This window comes from Leisingera sp. ANG1 (assembly GCF_000203975.2).
In the GTDB taxonomy this organism is placed as follows: Bacteria; Pseudomonadota; Alphaproteobacteria; order Rhodobacterales; family Rhodobacteraceae; genus Leisingera.
Window position 1 is genome coordinate 784,903 of sequence record NZ_AFCF02000001.1, and the last position, 19,090, is coordinate 803,992.

The 19,090-nt window shown below is 63.8% G+C and carries 14 protein-coding genes; 11 read left to right on the plus strand and 3 right to left on the minus strand.

The window, feature by feature from the left end; translation table 11 throughout:
• Nucleotides 1-35: 35 nt before the first annotated feature.
• Entirely contained in the window at nucleotides 36-668 is a 633-nt protein-coding gene (locus GC1_RS03880; RefSeq protein WP_019295831.1) for an ATP-dependent Clp protease proteolytic subunit, read from the minus strand.
• A 252-nt stretch (nucleotides 669-920) separates the two neighbouring features.
• Here GC1_RS03880 and GC1_RS03885 point away from each other — a divergent pair, with 252 nt between their 5' ends.
• The 10 genes from GC1_RS03885 (at nucleotide 921) to mdoH (ending at nucleotide 14,408) form a co-directional block, all read left to right on the plus strand.
• On the plus strand, nucleotides 921-1,928 hold the full coding sequence (locus tag GC1_RS03885) for a GlxA family transcriptional regulator (protein ID WP_029204779.1): 1,008 nt from the start codon (nucleotides 921-923) through the stop codon (nucleotides 1,926-1,928).
• 229 nt (nucleotides 1,929-2,157) lie between these two features.
• The gene (locus tag GC1_RS03890; protein WP_019295829.1) at nucleotides 2,158-2,496 is read left to right on the plus strand and encodes an ArsR/SmtB family transcription factor; all 339 of its coding nucleotides are present in this window, start codon (nucleotides 2,158-2,160) and stop codon (nucleotides 2,494-2,496) included.
• 82 nt (nucleotides 2,497-2,578) lie between these two features.
• Nucleotides 2,579-4,612, plus strand: a complete 2,034-nt coding sequence (locus GC1_RS03895) for a PhoX family protein (protein ID WP_029204778.1) — start codon at nucleotides 2,579-2,581, stop codon at nucleotides 4,610-4,612.
• 84 nt (nucleotides 4,613-4,696) lie between these two features.
• Complete coding sequence (locus GC1_RS03900; protein WP_019295827.1) at nucleotides 4,697-5,167, plus strand: DUF302 domain-containing protein; 471 nt, start codon at nucleotides 4,697-4,699, stop codon at nucleotides 5,165-5,167.
• Nucleotides 5,168-5,313: 146 nt separating this feature from the next.
• Nucleotides 5,314-6,927 (plus strand): thiamine pyrophosphate-binding protein, encoded by a 1,614-nt coding sequence (locus GC1_RS03905; RefSeq protein ID WP_019295826.1) that lies wholly within the window; start codon nucleotides 5,314-5,316, stop codon nucleotides 6,925-6,927.
• Entirely contained in the window at nucleotides 6,914-8,113 is a 1,200-nt protein-coding gene (locus tag GC1_RS03910; protein ID WP_019295825.1) for a CaiB/BaiF CoA transferase family protein, read from the plus strand. Before GC1_RS03905 ends, GC1_RS03910 begins: the two co-directional genes overlap by 14 nt.
• Before the next feature lie 266 nt (nucleotides 8,114-8,379).
• On the plus strand, nucleotides 8,380-9,741 hold the full coding sequence (locus GC1_RS03915; protein ID WP_019295824.1) for a tetratricopeptide repeat protein: 1,362 nt from the start codon (nucleotides 8,380-8,382) through the stop codon (nucleotides 9,739-9,741).
• Nucleotides 9,742-9,766: 25 nt separating this feature from the next.
• Nucleotides 9,767-11,029, plus strand: a complete 1,263-nt coding sequence (locus GC1_RS03920) for an OpgC family protein (protein WP_019295823.1) — start codon at nucleotides 9,767-9,769, stop codon at nucleotides 11,027-11,029.
• Complete coding sequence (locus GC1_RS03925; protein WP_019295822.1) at nucleotides 11,026-12,534, plus strand: glucan biosynthesis protein; 1,509 nt, start codon at nucleotides 11,026-11,028, stop codon at nucleotides 12,532-12,534. Before GC1_RS03920 ends, GC1_RS03925 begins: the two co-directional genes overlap by 4 nt.
• Nucleotides 12,531-14,408: a glucans biosynthesis glucosyltransferase MdoH gene (gene mdoH, locus GC1_RS03930; protein ID WP_029204777.1), complete on the plus strand. Its 1,878-nt coding sequence runs from the start codon at nucleotides 12,531-12,533 to the stop codon at nucleotides 14,406-14,408. Before GC1_RS03925 ends, mdoH begins: the two co-directional genes overlap by 4 nt.
• Nucleotides 14,409-14,657: 249 nt before the next feature.
• On the opposite strand, the gene GC1_RS03935 is transcribed toward mdoH, so the two are convergent.
• Together GC1_RS03935 and GC1_RS03940 are read right to left on the minus strand one after the other, a co-directional pair.
• A complete protein-coding gene (locus tag GC1_RS03935; protein ID WP_019295820.1) occupies nucleotides 14,658-15,503 on the minus strand; it encodes a CocE/NonD family hydrolase in 846 nt (281 codons plus the stop codon).
• The gene (locus GC1_RS03940; RefSeq protein WP_019295819.1) at nucleotides 15,500-15,973 is read right to left on the minus strand and encodes a rhodanese-like domain-containing protein; all 474 of its coding nucleotides are present in this window, start codon (nucleotides 15,971-15,973) and stop codon (nucleotides 15,500-15,502) included. The genes GC1_RS03935 and GC1_RS03940 overlap by 4 nt, the downstream gene beginning before the upstream one ends.
• A gap of 255 nt (nucleotides 15,974-16,228) precedes the next feature.
• Between GC1_RS03940 and GC1_RS03945 the strand changes: the two genes are divergently transcribed.
• Nucleotides 16,229-19,090, plus strand: coding sequence for a monovalent cation/H+ antiporter subunit A (locus GC1_RS03945; protein ID WP_019295818.1), 2,862 nt, complete (start codon nucleotides 16,229-16,231; stop codon nucleotides 19,088-19,090).

The window sequence follows — 19,090 nt, forward strand, 5'->3', positions numbered from 1 at the left end:
AACGCGGGGCACACGGCTGTTCACAAGCGCAGGCGTCAGGCCTGCTCGTCGTCGCCCTTGGCGCGGTTCTCGACGATCTCGTCGATCAGACCGAATTCCTTGGCCTCTTCCGGAGACATGAAGTTGTCGCGCTCCAGCGCGTTGACGATGGTGTCGTAATCCTGACTGGTGTGCTTGACGTAAATCTCGTTCAGGCGCTTTTTCAGCTTCAGGGTTTCTTCGGCGTGAATCATGATGTCAGTCGCCTGGCCCTGGAAGCCGCCGGAGGGCTGGTGCACCATCACGCGGGAATTCGGCAGGCTGAAGCGCATGCCCGGCTCGCCGGCGGTCAGCAGCAGTGAGCCCATCGAGGCCGCCTGACCGATCACCAGGGTCGAGACCTTGGGCTTGATGTACTGCATGGTGTCATAGATCGACAGGCCGGAGGTCACAACGCCGCCGGGGCTGTTGATATACATGGAGATTTCCTTGGACGGGTTTTCTGCCTCAAGGTGCAGCAGCTGGGCCACGATCAGCGAGCTCATCCCGTCATGCACCGGACCGTTCAGGAAGATGATCCGCTCCTTCAGCAGGCGGGAAAAGATGTCATAGGCCCGTTCTCCCCGGCTGGTCTGCTCAACCACCATCGGGACCAGGGTGTTCATGTATGTTTCTCTGGGATCAATCATTGCAACCTGCCTGCGTTGTTTATGTCCGGCACCATACCCGACAGTGTGTTACCCGAGTCTTAGTATCGCCCCTTTTGACCTGCAAGAGGCGGCAGGCATTTTCCCAATGACGCAAACCTGCATGTGGTGTCGCAATCCGCTGGAACGCTGTCGCTATTCTCGGGCTGCGCGCGGCACCAGCGCCTTAGGAAGCAAAATCAAGTCCGAATTCCGCCCGGTGTCTTTCACCGGGTGCTGCGCTGGGGTCCCGCCATGTCCGATGACAGCTTCGTTCAGAAAGGCGCCGCCGCCAATCTCGCCATTCCATTTGAGGGCGAACCGCAGGATTTCTATTTCCTGCTGCTGCCCAAGGCGACGATGCTGCCGGTGGCCGCCGCCATTGAACCCCTGCGCATTGCCAACCAGGTGACCGGCACCCGGCTCTACCGCTGGTACATCATGACGGAGGACGGCCGGCCGGTGCGCTGCTCCAACGGCATGGTGGTAACCCCGGACACCCAGTTGCAGCCGCTGCCCTCGGATTCGATGGGTTTTGTCTGCGCAGGCGTTGAACCGCACGCGGCCGCCAGCGAAGTCACCTTGAACTGGTTGCGCCGCGAAAGCCGCTTTGGCCGCTCCATTGGCGGTATTTGCACCGGTGCCTTTGCGCTGGCTCAGGCCGGTCTGATCAAGAACCACAAGTTCACCCTGCACTGGGAAAACCAGCCGGGCTTCCTGGAAAGCTATCCCAGCCTGGAGCCCTCCCCAAACATCTTCGAAATCTCGGGGCCCTTGATGACCTGCGGCGGCGGCAATGCCGCCACCGACATGATGCTGCACCTGATCGAGGAGCGCCACGGCAAGCAACTGGCGATCATCGTCGCCGATATGTGCCTGCATGTGCGCTCCGGCGGCCAGGCGGCGCCGCAGAAGTCGAACTATGCGGTGGCCATCGGCAGCCGCAACCAGCGCCTGCTGAACGCTCTGCAGCTTATGCAGGAATCGATCGAGGAACCGTTGTCGATCGGCGAGTTGTGCGACCGGCTCGACATCTCCCGCCGCCAGCTGGAGCGGCTGTTCTCGCGCTATCTGAACCAAAGCCCGATGCATGTCTATTTTGACATGCGCCTCAGCCACGCCTTTGCGCTGATGAACGAAACCTCAATGTCTGTCACCGAGATCGCGCTGGCCTCGGGCTTCAATTCGGCCACCCACTTCTCACGCCAGTTCAAGCGAAAATTCGGCGCTTCGCCGCACTTCTTCCGCAAGGGCTGGAGCTGAGAAAGGCGGCTTGAACACCCGCCCTATCTTTGGTCCTGCGCCTAGAGCGGGCGGAAGGGCGCTACCTTTACAAAAACCAAAATTGGCAGCTTTTCTTTTGGCCGCGCCGTTCAACTCTGGTAACAGCTCCTACATATTATGTTGTTAGTACGCAGAAATTACGCCAAGTATTCGCCAGCACGGATTTCAAAAAGGAGTAAGGCGCCCCGGTGCCACCAGGAGACACAAGATGCCACTGCCCGAGTTTTCAGCTGATATGGATCCGGAAGAAAAGGAGCAAATGGTTGCAAACGCGGCCAAGGCTTCCAACTTTCTCAAGGCCATCAGCCATCAGGGGCGGCTGATGATCCTGTGCCATCTGGTCTCCGGCGAAAAATCCGTAACGGAACTGGAACAACTTCTGTCGGCCCGACAGGCTGCCGTCTCCCAGCAGCTTTCCCGGCTGCGCCTTGAGGGCCTGGTTGTCCCGCGCCGCGACGGCAAAGCGATCTACTACAGCCTCGCGGATGATAAGCCCCGTCGCGTTCTCGAAGTGGTCTACGATATTTTCTGCAACGACGGCGATTGACGCCATCGGGCTGCAGAATACTCTGCGTTCCGGCAAAACCGCGCAAGCCGCCCCCATGCGGGACGCCAACCGGAGCACAGCATTGAACCGCAGGCAGATCATCAATGACCCGCAGACCGGCAACAAGGCGGAAGCTTTTGAAGCCGCTGATGATTGCCCCGCCAACCCGATCCGTCACCGCACCATCGGAGATGTAATCACCGCCCGCCATGGCCGCCGCGCGGTGCTTCAGGGAATGCTTGGCACTTCTGCCTCTGCTGCCCTTTTTGGCGCGACGGCTCTCACTCAGCCGCACCGGGCCGCCGCGGCTGTCTCAAGTGCTCAAAGCCGTTACGCCTTTGACGAACTGGCATGGGGCAACGACGAAACCCACCATGTCGCACCGGGCTATGACGCGGACATCCTGCTGCGCTGGGGGGACCCCATCACCGCGGACGCGCCGGATTTCGACGTGATGAACCAGAGCGCCGCAGCACAGCTTCAGCAGTTCGGCTACAACAACGACTATGTTGGGTTCCTGCCCCTCAACGCAGAAGGCACCCGCGGGCTTTTGTGCGTGAACCATGAGTACACAAATGAAGAGGTGATGTTCCCCGGCCTTGGCCGCCAGGACAAGGCAGAGTTTGCTGGCATGACGCGGGAACTGGCGGAAATCGAAATGGCCGCCCACGGCGGCTCCGTGGTGGAAATTGCCCGCAACCAGGAGGGCAAGTGGGCCGTTGTCCGTGACAGCGAGTTGAACCGCCGCATTTCCCCGCTGAACACGGTGATGGCCATTGATGGCCCCGCCGCGGGCCACCCGCGGATGCAGACCGGCGCTGATCCTACCGGGCGCGAGGTCATTGGCACCCTGAACAACTGCGCCGGCGGCATGACCCCCTGGGGCACCTGGCTGATGGCTGAGGAGAACTTTCACGGCTATTTCTGGACCGATCAACTGGGCGCCGAGGGCGAGCCCGATCTCACGGGCCAGCCAGAGGCCGCACAGATGGCCCGCTACAACGTGCCTGCCCTGTGGTACGCTTGGGGCAAATACCACGACCGTTTTAACATTGATAAAACTCCCAATGAAGTGAACCGCTTCGGCTGGGTTGTTGAAGTTGATCCGCTGGATCCGCATTCCACGCCGGTAAAGCACACAGCGCTTGGCCGCTTTGCGCATGAGGGCGCGGAAACCACCCTGTCCGCCGACGGCCGCCTGGTGGTCTACATGGGCGACGATGCCCGGTTCGAATACCTTTACAAATACGTGTCCCGCGGATCAGTTTCGCAGGACCGCGCCGCAAACTCCCGCCTGCTCAGCGACGGGACGCTCTATGCAGCCCGGTTTGATCCGGACGGCACTCTGCACTGGCTGCCGCTGGTGCAAGGCCACGGGCCGCTCACGGCGGACAACGGCTTTGCCAGCCAGGCAGACGTCCTGATTGACGCCCGCCTGGCCGCGGATGTTCTGGGCGCAACCCCGATGGACCGCCCCGAAGATGTCTCGCCGCGCGGCGACGGCACTGCTTTCGTGATGCTGACCAACAACTCCAAGCGTGAGCCGGGCCAGACCAACGCCGCCAATCCGCGGCCTGAATCTGATTTCGGCCATGTCATTGAACTGAAGGAGGACGGCGGCGACCACGCCGCCACCCGCGGCAGCTGGTCCATCCTGGTGCAATGCGGAAACCCCGCAATTGCCGCCGTAGGAGCGCAATGGAACCTGGAAACCACAGAAAACGGCTGGTTCGGCTCACCGGACAATTGCGCCATCGACGCTGAGGGCCGCCTCTGGGTCGCCACCGACCAGGGCCGCAAGTGGGACAAGACAGGCAAATCCGACGGGCTATATGGCGTGGAGACCGAAGGGGGTCTGCGCGGCCACTCCAAACTGTTTTTCCGATGTCCCGTGGGGGCAGAGCTTTGCGGCCCCTACTTCACCCCGGACAATGAAACCCTGTTCCTGGCAGTGCAGCACCCCGGCACCGACGGCACCACCAGCCTGAAAGGGTTCGAACGCGAATCCACCTTCGAGGATCCGGCCACCCGCTGGCCGGATTTCGACCCGGCGATGCCGCCGCGCCCCTCGGTAGTCGTGATCACCAAACAGGGTGGCGGCAAGATCGCAACCTGACCGGGCGCCTCAGCCCCACAAAATTGTGAGCCGCAGCTCCCCGGTTATGCCCTAGATGTTTCAAGCACGCCTTGGAGAAGCCCCATGTCTTTCATCCGTCTGACCGCCGCCTTGATCCTGACAGCTTCAACAGCCGCCGCTGGCAGCATCTCCCCGCGTGACGGCTGGGCGGTGCATGAGACCTCCAAACCCTTCGAGCAGCTGATTGCAGATGTCAAAGCCGCAGCCAAAACCCAAGGCCTGGGCGTCGTCACCCAGGCAGGCCCCACAGGCGCTGCCGCCGCCCGCGGCATCACCATCCCCGGCAATCGGGTTATTGGCCTCTTCAACAATGATTTCGCAGTGAAGATCCTGGCACTTTCCACCGCTGCGATGATCGAAGCCCCTGTGCGGATGTATGTGACAGAGGAAGCTGACGGCACCGCCACGCTGTCTTACAAGCTGCCCACTCATGTCTTTGCCCCATACGCGGATGAGGGCGGCGCAGGCCTTGCAGCTCTGGCCGGCCAACTCGACCGCCGCTTCGCGTTAATCGCTGAACAGGCACAAAAGTAGCTGCAGCTTCTTTCTGGTCACAAATACCCAAATCCCCTCGTTTGCGCCAAAAACCGCCGCAGCATTTCTCACACTGGCGTGAGAGGGCTTGCGCGCGGGCACAGGCTCGGCATTCTGGCGGCAAATCAACGGATTGGACGAACAAGATGACAGAACCCTCACGCGCAGCCGATGTTCTGGCCCGGCGGCTCTATGAGGCAGGCTGCCGCCATGCCTTCGGGATGCCCGGCGGCGAGGTGCTGACCCTGGTCGATGCGCTTACACGCGCGGGTATCGCCTTTCACCTGGCCAAGCATGAGAACTGCGCCGGCTTCATGGGCGAAGGTGTGCATCATGCGGACGGCGCGCCGGTCATCCTGATCGCCACCCTCGGCCCCGGTGCGCTGAACGGCATCAATGTGGTCGCCAACGCCCATCAGGACCGGGTGCCGATGCTGGTGCTGACCGGCTGCGTCGATGCAGCGGAGGAACAAAGCTACACCCATCAAGTTCTTGACCACCGCGCAGTGTTCACCCCTATCACCAAGGCGACCTTCCGGCTGGACGCCGAAGCTGCGGACCTGATCGCAGACAAGGCGGTCGCCATCGCAACTGAACCCCGAAACGGGCCGGTGCATATTGACGTGCCGATCTCGGTGGCAGATGCGCCGGCAAAGGACCGCGGCGTCCGCCGCGCGCCTGCAAGTGCCAGCGCGCCAAGCGGAGAGGCACTGGCGCAGGCGCGATCCTGGCTGGCTGCAGCTGAACGTCCGGTGGCGGTCATTGGTCTTGATGCGCTGCAGGAAAACGCAGGCCCTGCCCTTCGCAGTTTTCTTGAGGAACACCAGATCCCTTTCGTCACAACCTACAAGGTCAAGGGTATCCTGCCTGAGAACCACCCCCTCTGCCTGGGCGGTGCGGGCCTGTCACCGCTGGCTGACAAACACCTGCTGCCGCTGGTGCGTGAAGCTGATCTGGTCCTCTCCATCGGCTATGACCCGATTGAGATGCGCCCCGGCTGGCGAAACGTCTGGGATGTGCAGACCCAGAACGTCATCGACGTCGCGCCAGAGGCCAACACCCATTACATGCATCAGGCCGGCTTGAACTTTCTGACCGCCATCATTCCAACGCTGGAAGCCCTCTCCGAAGGCACCGCCCCGCGCGAAACCTGGACCAATGGCCGCCCGGCAGCGGTCAAATCCGCGCTGGCGGAAGCCTTCCCGCAGGATGACAACTGGGGCCCGGCCGGTGTCATCGCCGAATGCCGCGCCACGCTGCCCCCGGATACCCTTGCCACCGCCGACAGCGGCGCCCACCGTATTTTGCTCAGCCAGATGTGGGAATGTTCCGAGCCGCGCAGTCTGATCCAGTCTTCCGGCCTCTGCACCATGGGCTGCGCCGTGCCAATGGCCATCGGGCGCAAGCTGGCGCAGCCGGACCGCCCGGTGGTCAGTTTCTCCGGTGACGCGGGCTTTCTGATGGTCGCAGGCGAGCTCGCCACAGCTGCCGAACTTGGCGTGGCTCCCATCTTCGTGGTTTTTGCGGACGCCAGCCTTGCCTTGATTGAGCTGAAACAGCGCCAGCGCCAGCTTGCCAATGGCGGCGTGGATTTTGCTGAACACGACTTTGCGGCGATGGGCCGGGCATTCGGCGGCAAAGGCGTCACCGTCACCAGCCGCGCCGACCTGCGCGCCGCCCTGCAGGACGCAATGAAATCAGACAACTTCACCGTCATCTCGGCAGTGATCGACCGCGGAGGCTATGATGGCCGCATCTGACCTGCTGCCCCACGGCGCCCTCAAAGGCGTCAAGGTTCTCGACCTCTCCCGCATCCTGGCAGGCCCGACCTGCACCCAGCTCCTGGGCGACCTCGGCGCCACGGTGATCAAGGTGGAAAACCCCAAGACCGGCGGCGACGACACCCGGCAATGGGGGCCTCCTTACGTGGTGGACGCGAACGGGCAGCAATCCGATCTCTCCGCCTATTTCATGGCGGCCAACCGCAACAAACGCTCGGTCGCCATTGATATTGCAACAAAAGACGGCCAGCAGGCCATCCGGCGCCTGGCGGCTGAGGCCGACATCCTGATCGAGAATTTCAAACCCGGCGGGCTGGCGAAATACGGGCTGGACTATGCCAGCCTCAAGGACGATCTGCCGGGGCTGATCTACTGCTCCATTTCGGGCTACGGCCAAACCGGCCCCAACAGCCACAAGCCCGGCTATGACATCATGGCCCAAGGGTTCGGCGGCATCATGTCGCTGACTGGGGAGCCAGACGGCCAGCCGATGAAGGCAGGCGTCGGCATCGCCGATGTGATGTGCGGCATGTACGCCTGCATCGGCATCCTTTCTGCCCTGCACCACCGCGAGAAAACCGGCGAAGGCCAGCAGATCGACCTGGCCCTGGTGGATGCCCAGATCGCCTGGCTGATCAACGAGGGCGTCGCCTATCTGAACACCGGCAGCATCCCCAAGCGCCGCGGCAACGAGCACCCCAGCATCATGCCTTATGGCGTCTATGAAACCTCGGACGGCCACGTGATCCTGGCGGTGGGCAATGACAGCCAGTTCCGCCGTTTCATGGAGTTTTTGAAGCTCGAAGGCCTGGCAGAGGATCCCCGTTTCGCCACCAACCCGGCCCGGCTGCAGAACCGCGATGCGCTGAATGCCATCCTGATCCCCTCCGTGCAGCGCTTCACCACCGATGCGGTGCTGGCAGCGATGGAAGCCCGCAAGGTGCCAGCCGGCCCGGTGCAGAACCTTGAAACCCTGTTCGCCACCGATCAGGTCGAAGCACGGCAAATGGCCATCGGCATGGACACCGCGGCAGGCCCGGTCAGGCTGCTGGGCAACCCGCTGAATTTCTCGCGCACGCCAGTCACATACCGGCACGCGCCGCCCCGATGCGGCGAAGGCACAGAAGAGATTCTGGGCTCGGGTTCCCCCTTCGGAACGCCCTGAGCGCCCAAATCCGCGGCAGCATTCCGCCAAGTGTTACAGTTTCCGGCAAAACACCGCCAAACCGGCGGTGTTTTTGCAATCAATTGCCACGGCCCCTTGCAGAATTTTCCGGGGAAATCCTACACATCCGGCGAAATTCACATTTGCAGGCACACAGCCCATCACCAAACCGAGAGCGGGGTTCGCCCGGGTCAATCCGATGTTCTACTCTACATTACTGGAACACACGGAAACCGCGCAGAGTTCAAAGAAGAGATTGGAATCCCATGACGCATGACATTTTCGGCCAAGACAGCAGCCTGACTGACGCAGCCGCGCTGCAGGATTGGAACGCCGTGCAGCTGGGGGTTCTGGCCCACGCCGCCGTCACCGCCGACCACTTGGGCACGGTGCTGAAAGCGGTACCGGAGTTTGCCCTGGCCCATGCGATCAAGGGGCTGTCGCTGCTAATGCTTGGCCGCTCCGAATTGCTGCCGACCGCCCGCGAGGCGCTGCGCGACGCCAAGGCGTTTTATGAAGGCGCCCTGCCCCGCGAACGCAAGTATGTCGACGCGTTGGAGAACTGGCTGTCGGGCCATCCCAGCCAGGCCATCCAGCGGATGGAGGAGGTGCTGGACATCTTCCCGCAGGACACGCTGGCGATGAAACTCAGCCACGGCATCCGCTTTATCATGGGCGACCCCGCTGGCATGCGCGCCTCGATTGAAAGGGTGCTGCCCTCTTACGATCCCGACCACGCAGGCCGCGGCTACCTCTTGGGCTGCCACTCCTTCTCGCTGGAGGAAACCGGCGAGTACGAACGCGCCGCCAACGCAGGGCGCCAGGCGCTGTGGATGGCACCGGACGATGCCTGGGGCTTGCACGCGGTCGCCCACGTTCACGACATGACCGGCAACGCGAAATCGGGGCTGGAATGGCTTGAGGGGCGCGAGGACGCCTGGGCCCATTGCAACAACTTCCGCTATCACGTCTGGTGGCACAAGGCGCTGATGCATCTGGACCTGGGCCAGATGGACGAAGCCATCGCCCTCTATGACAGTGAGGTCCGCAAAGACAAAACCGACGACTACCGCGACATCTCCAACGCCACCTCGCTCTTGATGCGGCTGGAACTGGAAGGCGTCAATGTGGGCCCCCGCTGGGAGGAACTGGCGAATCTCTGTGCCAACCGGACCGAGGATGGAAGCCTGATTTTTGCCGATTTGCACTACCTCCTGGCCCTCACCGGCCACCGAAAGGAGGAGGCGCACCGGCTGGTTCAGCGGATTCACGCCGATGCTGACGCGGGCGGCAGCGAGGCGAAGGAACGGATGGCTGCCCCGGGATGCGCCGCCGCCGACGGGCTTGAGGCCTTCGGAGACGGTAATTACAAGTCCGCTTTCGCAAATTTATCCACAGCCCGCACAACCATGCAGCTGGCCGGCGGCAGCCACGCGCAACGCGATGTTTTCGAACGGATAACCATAGACGCCGGCCTGCGTGCAGGACAGCTTGACGAAGTCGAAGCAATACTGGATGACCGCTGCGTCAAGCGCGGCGGCACAGAGGACAATTACGCCCTGGCCCGCCGCGCTCTGATCGCCCAGGGCCGGAACTCACCCGACGCTGCAAGCGTTCCCGCCGAATAAGACCTTCAAGGACCAGAAACGACCGATGTCCAGCGTTGCGCCCTTCCCCGGGCCTCAGAAAGACCCCAATGCTGCCAACCGTGCAGAGCCCCCGCTGCAGGCGGCCCAACCCCGTGTGCGCGACCCGCGGCTCGACTTCTACCGCGGTATAGCGATGTTCATCATCCTGGTGGCGCATATCCCGGGCAACCGCTGGGCCAGCTGGATCCCGGCCCGGTTCGGCTTTTCCGACGCAACAGAGATCTTCGTCTTCTGCTCCGGCATGGCCTCGGCCATTGCCTTCGGCAGCTCTTATGCCAAGCAAGGCTGGTGGCTTGGCACCGCCCGGGTCATCTTCCGCTGCTGGCAGGTCTACTGGGCCCATATTGGCCTGTTCTTCTTCCTCGCTGCTTCGATGGCTCTGCTCGACCTCTATGGCGGCTTCGACAAGAGCTACATCGGCTCATTGAACCTGCACTGGTTCTTCACCAACACGGTGCAGCAGCTGACCGGGCTGTTCACCCTCACCTATGTTCCGAACTACTTTGACATCCTGCCGATGTACCTGGTGGTTCTGCTGCTGATGCCGCTGATGATGGGGCTGGAGAAGGCAGGTCTGTGGACCGTGGCCGCCGCCAGCATCCTAATCTGGCTCACCGCCAACCCCTACATGATCGGCCTCGGCCCGGACGGTATCTCCTTCATGGCGGAACCCTGGTCAGACCGCGAATGGTTCTTCAACCCGCTCGGCTGGCAGCTGCTGTTCTTCACCGGTTTTGCCTTCATGAAAGGCTGGCTGCCTGCGCCGCCGGTCTCCAAGGCGCTGGTGATTCTGGCCGCCGCATTCCTGGTCCTGTCGGCGCCCTTCGGCTCATGGAAGGTGTTCCTGTGGGTGGAAGCTGCGAACAAGGACCTGGCCAGCCTGATCCGCCCGACCTGGGAAATCACCGCCGAATGGCGCGAGAAAACAGACTTCGGCCTGCTGCGTTATGCCCACTTCCTGTCGCTGGCCTATCTGGGCTGGGTAGCGGCCGGCACTGGCGGCAAGCGGCTCATCGCCTCCGGCCAGTCTCTGGCGGCCCGCACCTGGGCAGTTTTGCTGAAACTGATCACCAAGGTCGGCCAGCAATCGCTTGCGGTGTTTGTTTTCTCCATGGCTCTGGCGCGGTTCATCGGCTTTGCGCTTGACCAGACCGACCGCGCGGTTATGACCACGGCATTCGCCAACCTGGTTGGCTTTTTCCTAATCATTGTCTGCGCTTACACCGCAGCCTGGTTCAAGTCGCAACCTTGGAGAGCCAAGCGATGAGCACTTTGACCCGCCGCACATTCATGGCTGCCGCACTTGGCAGCACCGCCCTTGCCGCATTGCCCGGCATGGCCAGCGAAGCTGTGCCGTTCACCCGCGATGTCGTGATCGCCAAGGCCCGCGCCCTGGCCGCCAAGGATTATGCCGAGCGCCCGATGGTGCCGCAGGACTGGCTGGAGCAGTCCTATGACGACTACAAGGCCCGCTGGTTCCGCACCAAGGACGCGCTGTGGTCCAGCACGGACCGCAGCTACAACGTTGATTTCTTCCTTCCCGGCCTCTATTTCCCGCGCGCCATCCAGATCAATACGGTGACGGACGGGCTGTCCAGCCGCGTGCCCTTTGACCTCTCGCTGTTCGACAAAAACGAAAAGGCGCCGGACCTCACCACCGAGGGCGACCTGGGCTATTCAGGCCTGCGCCTGCGCACCGATCTGGACGACCCCACCAAGAAGACAGAGTTCTGCGTCTTCCAGGGCGCCAGCTATTTCCGCGCCATCGGCATCGGCAATGCCTACGGCCTGTCTGCCCGCGGCCTGGCTCTGAAAACCGCTGACCCCGAAGGCGAGGAATTCCCCGAGTTCATCGAATTCTGGCTCGAGGCCCCCGCCCCCGGCCAGCGCCACATGGTGGTACATGCGCTGATGGACTCGCCGTCGGTCACCGGCGCCTACCGCTTCACCGTCACCCCGGGCAGCAGCGCCGTGATGGATGTGGAGGCAACCCTGTTTGCCCGCGAGGAGCTGAGCCATGCAGGCCTTGCGCCGCTCACCTCGATGTTCCTGTTCGATGCCACCAACCGCCACCGGTTCGACGATTTCCGCCCGGCGGTGCACGACAGCGACGGGCTGCTGGTACTGAACGGCAATGGCGAAACCCTGTGGCGGCCGCTGGCCAACCCGAAACGCCTGCAAGTGTCCTCCTTCGTGGACGACAACCCGCGCGGCTTCGGTCTGATGCAGCGGTCGCGCAAGTTGTCGGATTTCAACGACCTCGAGGCCTTCTATCACAACCGCCCCTGCCTGTGGGTGGAACCCAAGGAAGACTGGGGCAAAGGCGCTGTCACGCTGGTGGAAATCCCGGCGGACAAGGAAATCTACGACAACATCGTCGCCTACTGGCGCCCGCGCGAACCCTATGCCGCAGGGTCCGAGGTCAGCCTCAATTACCGCCTCACCTGGGGCGGCGAGCCGGTGCTGCCGATGCCGCGGGTGACCGACACCGCCGAAGGCGCCCGCATCTTTGGCGGACCTGGCCGGATCATGACCATCGACTTCGCCGCGCACCCCTTGCTCGAAGGCGAACCGGACACCCTTGACGTCCACATCCACTCTCCCCATGTGGCGACCAGCGAAGGCGTGCTGCAGCGCAATCCGGAAACCGGCGGCCTGCGGCTCGCCTTCTACTTTGATCCGGGCGACCGGGACCACGTCGAACTTCGCGCCCAGCTCAGGAAAGACGGCAGCCCCGCCTCTGAGGTCTGGCTTTACAGGTGGACCGCATGACCATGTGTGATCTGATGCCTCCGGAACAGCCTCTGGCGATGCCGGAGCAAGATTTCAGCAAGGATTTTCGCGATGCGGAAGCCCCCGGCGGTGCCGCGCCGCGCCAGGTGGCGCTGTGGCGCCTGCTGGCGTTTTCGCCCGCGATGGCCGCAACCGGTGTTCTGACCTGGGTCATGGCCGGCTGGTTCACCGATGGCGGCATCTCAGTGCTGGAGATGATCCTGCTGGCGCTGATCGCCTTCAATTTCTTCTGGATCGCCTTCACCGTCTCCACTGTTCTGCTCGGCCTTTACGGGCTGTCGCGCCGCGAGCGCACCGCCGCCCGCGGTGCTGCCCGCCCGATGAAGGTGGCGCTCTTGATGCCGGTCTACAACGAGGTGCCCTGGTACGTGCTGGGCAACGCTCAGACCATGCTGCAGGAGCTTCACGGCCGCGGCGGCCTGCATGAATACGCGATGTTCATCCTGTCGGATACCCGCGACGACGCCATTGCCGCGCAGGAGCGCGCCAGCGTCGAGGCGCTGCGCACCATGCTGCCCGAGGGCACTGAGCTCTACTACCGCCGCCGCGACGACAACGAAGGCCGCAAGGTCGGCAATATCTCCGACTGGGTGCGCCGCTGGGGCGCGGGCTATGAGGCGATGCTGGTGCTGGACGCCGACAGCCTGATGACCGGCCGCGCCATCGCCCGGCTGGCCGATGCGCTGGCCCGCGACCCAGGCGCAGGCCTGATCCAGAGCTACCCGCAGCTGATTGGCGCGCAATCGGTCTTTGGCCGCATGCAGCAATTCGCCAACGGTGTCTACGGCCTGGCACTGGCCGAGGGACTCGCCCGCTGGGCCGGCCACGAGGGCAACTACTGGGGCCACAACGCCATCATCCGCACCCGCGCCTTTGCCGCCTGTGCCGGCTTGCCGCTGCTGCGTTCCCGCTTTGGCGGCGGCGAGAAGCTGATCATGAGCCATGATTTCGTCGAGGCAGGCCTGTTGCGCCGGGCCGGCTGGTCGGTGCGCTTCCTGCCCCGCATCCGTGGATCCTACGAGGAAACACCGGCCACCCTGATCGACCACATCCTGCGCGACCGCCGCTGGTGCCAGGGCAACCTGCAGCACCTCAACCTGCTGCACGCCAAAGGCTTCCGCGCGATCTCCCGCTTCCACCTGTTTGCAGGCGCGATCGGCTACCTGATGGCGCCGGTCTGGTTTGCACTGCTGGTCCTTTGGGCCGTGATCGGCCGCAGCGAAGAGGCGTCCGTCATCAGCTACTTCAGCGAGGCCAACCCCTTCCGCCCCAGCTGGCCCGACATGTCCGAGCCCAAGCATGTGCTGGTGATCATCCTGATCTACGCCATGCTTCTGGCGCCCAAGATGCTGGCCGCAGCAGCGCTGCCGCTCACAGGCAACCGGTTTTCCGAATACGGCGGCCCGGTGCATTTCGCACTGTCTTTCGTGTCCGAGGTGGTTCTGGCCATCCTCTATGCGCCGATCCTGATGGTGCAACAGATGATCGCTGTGTTCCGCACCGCGCTAGGCCTGCAGCGCGGCTGGGCACCGCAGGCGCGTGACGGCGGCAGCTACTCCCTGCGTACGCTGATCACCTGCCACGCGCTGGAAACCGTCAGCGGTGTTGCGCTCTGGGCCGGGATCCTGACCGGAACCGTGTCGCTGTGGCTGGCGCCCATCGCGCTGTCGCTGGTGCTGGCGGTGCCGCTGTCTGCGCTCTCCGGCGTCAAGACCGTGAACCGCATCCGCCACTGGATGGCCACGCGGGAGGAATTCACCGAACCCCAGATCACCCGCGCCGCCCGTGCCGCCCGCGCTGACCTGAAGGCGCTGCTGGACGGTACCACCGCCCGCGGCACCCCGGCAGAGTAACCGCCGCAAACAAGGAACTCCCGCGCCCGCAGGATGCCCCGGCTCACGCCGGATCACCTTGGCGGCCTTGGGCCCGGCGCCGCGCAGACGCGCGGCGAGGCCCGCGGCAAACGCTACCGCAGCGCGCCCGCACGGGAGCGCTGCCCGGCCCAACGCTTTGGCCTGCAAATCTTTAATTTTCAGGCCAAAGGGGCGGGAGCCGGCCGCCCTTTTCCAGACGCTCCGGCGGCTCTAGACGTTCCGGCGGCGTCAGCGCACCGCCGGCTGGTTCTCGAACCACTCCGCCATCAGCTCCGCCCAGCTCTTGGGCAGCGTATGGCCGCCATCAAACAGCACCAGCTCAATATCCGCACCCGGCCCGCAGTCCCAGCGGCGGCGCATGAGGCCCCCGGTGCTCCACGCCCTGTCCGGCGCATGAGAGGTGCAAGCGTTGGCCTCCCGCCAAACCTCCAGCGCGGCAAAGACATCGCCCTGCTCAAACCGCCCGCCACCCAGAATTCGGCCCTCCAGCGGCACCACCTCGTCGCGCCAGCCATGCACCTGCAACAGCCGCACGGGGCCATTGCAGCGTTCCGGCTGCGGCCGCCAAAAGGCGCCGGACACCGGCGCATAAGCCGCAAAGGCGGCAGGGTCGCGGCAGGCCAGGTAATGCACCATGAAGGCACCGGCCGAGAACCCGGCCAGCACCGTCTGCGACCGGGAGGTTCCGAATTGCTCTGCCGCATCCGCCAGCACCGCGGCAAAAAACGCGCCCTCGTCACGCCCCCCGGTAAACGGGCCGAACCCCCAGGATTGCGGTCCGCTGCCATCCCGGCGCAGCCCCTCGGGCGCAATCACCGCATAGCCGCGCTGCGTCAGCCCCGCCACCAGCGTCCGGTTGCGCAGCACGCTGCTGCCGCTGCCGCCATAGCCGTGAAGGAACATCACCACCGGCACTGCGCCCTCTGCCTCCGCAGAATCCGGCAGAACAATGTGATACTGTCCCTCTTCAATGCTGCAGGCACCTGTCTCTGCCCCGCACTCCGCCATGGCCGCACTGCCGAAGACCGCAGCCAGAGCCGCGGCAGCCGCCGCCTTTCTCAACCCCTGCATCATCCCTGCCACCGCGCCACCGGCAGGTTGCCGGCGAGCCAGCCCGGCCCGGCTGCAGACCCCAGCATCCCTTCCGGCACGTCAATCACATGGGTATAACCCGCCTCCGACAGCATCAGCGTCACCCGTGCAGAGCGCACACCGCGGGCGCAGATCAGCGCCACAGGCACAGAGCGGTCAGGCCCCGCCACAGCCTGCAGGGCCTTGATGAAGTCTTCCCGCCGCATGTCGATCTGATGACTGCCCACTGGGACACCCGACGCCCGCCATTCCTGCGGCGTGCGGATGTCTACCAGGGTAATCTCGCCGGCCTGCGCCTGCGCATAGGCCTCCGCCACGGTCAGCCGCGGATGATCGTGGTCCGGTGGCTGGCGGCGCTGCCACCAGATGCCGGCCCCCGCTGCGGCAGCAGCGCCGCCCAGCAGCACCAGCCGCCGCGTAAGCGTCGGGTTTATTGCGTCTGCCCCAGCCATCGTTCCTCCGCTGCCGCTTTTGCCCCTATGGTCTAGCAGGCCACAGGCCCTCAATCACCAGAAACAGGCCGATTCCATCGGTCAAGTTCTTGTTATTGCGCGCCTGCTGCCCAATTATGCCCGTAACGAGCGTATTCACTCTGCCTTTGGCTGCGGCATTACCGCCGCAATCCGGGCGGCGGGGGTGGTTCTGAGCAACAAAATTGCTTAGCACTGGCCTAAAAACGACGCGCCAACCCGACAGGAGACTTGCACGTGTCCCTTTTCCTGATTGCGGCCCTGCCCTTTATCGGAGCCGTCTTTCCCGCGCTATTGATCCGCGCCGGACGCAATGCGGCTGCCTCTGCCGCCGGGCTGACCACGCTGCTCGCCTTCATCGGGTTGATGCTGCACATCCCAGCAGTATTCCGCGGCGAGACGGTCTTTGCCGCGGTGGACTGGCTGCCCGCCCTTGGCCTCAACGCGCATTTCTTCCTTGATGGCCTTGGCTTCCTGTTTGCGGCGATGATCCTGGGCATCGGCCTCCTGATCATCCTTTACGCCCGCTACTACCTGTCGCGCGAAGACCCCATGGGCCAGTTCTACAGCTACCTTCTGCTGTTCCAGGGCGCGATGGTCGGCATCGTTCTCTCGGACAACATCCTGCTGCTGCTGGTGTTCTGGGAGCTCACCTCGCTCAGCTCCTTCCTGCTGATCGGCTACTGGAAACACCTGCCCGAGGGCCGCCAGGGCGCGCGCATGGCGCTGACGGTGACCGGCTCCGGCGGGCTGGCGATGATTGCCGGCATGCTGATGCTGGGCCATATCGCTGGTTCCTATGACCTCAGCGTGATCCTGCAGAACAAGGAAGCGATCCAATCCTCGGATCTCTACCTGCCCGCACTGATCCTGATCCTGCTGGGCGCCTTCACCAAATCGGCGCAGTTCCCGTTCCATTTCTGGCTGCCGCACGCGATGGCCGCGCCAACGCCTGTCTCGGCCTATCTGCACTCCGCCACAATGGTGAAGGCCGGCCTCTTTCTGATGGCGCGCCTCTGGCCGGTTCTGGCCGGCACGCCGGAGTGGTTCTACATCGTTGCCACCACCGGCCTTGTCACCATGCTGGTCGGCGCGGTGATTGCCCTCTTCAAGGACGACCTCAAGGCGCTCCTGGCGTTCTCCACCGTCAGCCACCTCGGCCTCATCACCATGCTGCTGGGCTTCGGCACCAAGATCGCCGCAGTGGCCGCGGTGTTCCACATCATCAACCACGCCACCTTCAAGGCGGCGCTGTTCATGACCGCGGGCATCGTCGACCACGAGGCTGGAACCCGCGACATCAAGCGCCTGGGCGGCTTGCGCCACCTGATGCCAATCACTTTCACCATCGGCACGGTGGCAGCCCTGTCCATGGCCGGTATCCCACCACTCAACGGCTTCCTCTCCAAGGAGATGATGCTGGAGGAAACCGCCCACACCATCTGGAACGGCTCGCACCTGATCGTGCCCGCCCTGGCCACTCTGGCGGCACTCTTCTCCGCCGCCTATTCCTTCCGCTTCATCGTGCACGTTTTCCTCGGGCAAAAGCGTGACGACTACCCCGGCCACCCGCATGACCCGAACACAGGCATGTGGATCGGCCCGGCCTTCTTGGTCGTACTGGTGGTGCTGATCGGCCTTGCCTCGGCCAAACTCGCAGGCCCGATGGTCGCCACAGCTGCAGGCGCAGTGATCGGCGGCGGCGAGCTGCCCTATTATTCACTCAAGCTCTGGCACGGTCTGACCCCGGCGCTTTACATGTCCATCGCAGCCACCATCGGCGGCCTGTCCCTGCTGGCGTTGCATAAGCCCCTTCAGCGGGCCTGGAACGCCATGCCCCGGCCTGAAGCCAAGACCATTTTCGAGGCCCTGATCGGCGCCTTCACCCGCCTCAGCCAGTTCGTGACCGAAGGCTTGCACAACGGCGTTCTCACCCGTTACGCGGCGATCATGGTCACCTTTACCGTGGCCATCAGCTATTTCGCCTACCGCGGCGGAACCCTGGGCGTTGAAACCCGCCAGATGCAGGAACCGGGCGCCCTGCCGGTTGTTGGCTGGTTCGCCCTGGTGGTGGCAACCCTGTTCATCGTCGCCAAGCACCGCAACCGCCTGCTGTCTCTGGTGCTGATCGGCGTGGTTGGCCTCGTGGTCTCGATGTCCTTCAACTACCTCTCTGCCCCCGACCTGGCGCTGACCCAGATCTCGGTTGAGGTGGTGACCATCATCCTGCTGCTACTCGCCTTGAATTTCATGCCCAAGGAAACCCCGGTCGAGACCCCGGCCCTCACCCGCCTCCGCGACGGCGCGATTGCAGCGGTGTCGGGCCTGGGGGCGGGCGGGCTGATCTATGCGCTCCTGATGCGCGACTTCGCCTTCCCGACCATCTCGGACTTCCATCTCGCCAATTCCTACAAGGGCGGCGGCGGCACCAATGTGGTAAACGTGATCCTGGTCGACTTCCGCGGTTACGACACCTTTGGCGAGATCATCGTGCTGGGCATCGCCGCCATGGTGATCTTTGCCCTGACCGAGGCCGTGCTCGGATCCAAGGTCCGCGCCTTTCTGCTGAACCGCAAGCCCGACCTGCCGCAGGCGGGCGACGCCCATCCGCTGATGATGGTGGTGGCAACCCGGGTGATGATGCCGCTGGCACTGATGGTCGCCGCCTATATCTTCTTCCGCGGCCACAACCTGCCGGGCGGTGGCTTTATCGCCGGCCTGGTCGCCGCCATCGCCATCATCATGCAGTACATGGCCTCCGGCTTTGCCTGGGCGACAGAGCGGCAGCGCTACCCCTATCACGCCATCATCGGCTCCGGCGTGCTGATTGCCGCCGCCACCGGCATGGGCGCCTGGTTCAACGGCAAGCCGTTCCTCACCAGCGATTTCGGCTACCTGCACTGGCCGCCGCTGGAGGAATTCGAATGGGCCACTGCCGCCCTCTTTGACCTCGGCGTCTTCCTGGCCGTGGTCGGTGCGGTGCTGCTGGCGCTGGAAAGCCTGTCGCGTTTTGCCTGGCAGCCGGGCATCAGCTCCGAACACGCAATGGACATCAACCCGGCACGCGACGCAGCGGCCAAGGCCGGGACGGAGGGATAA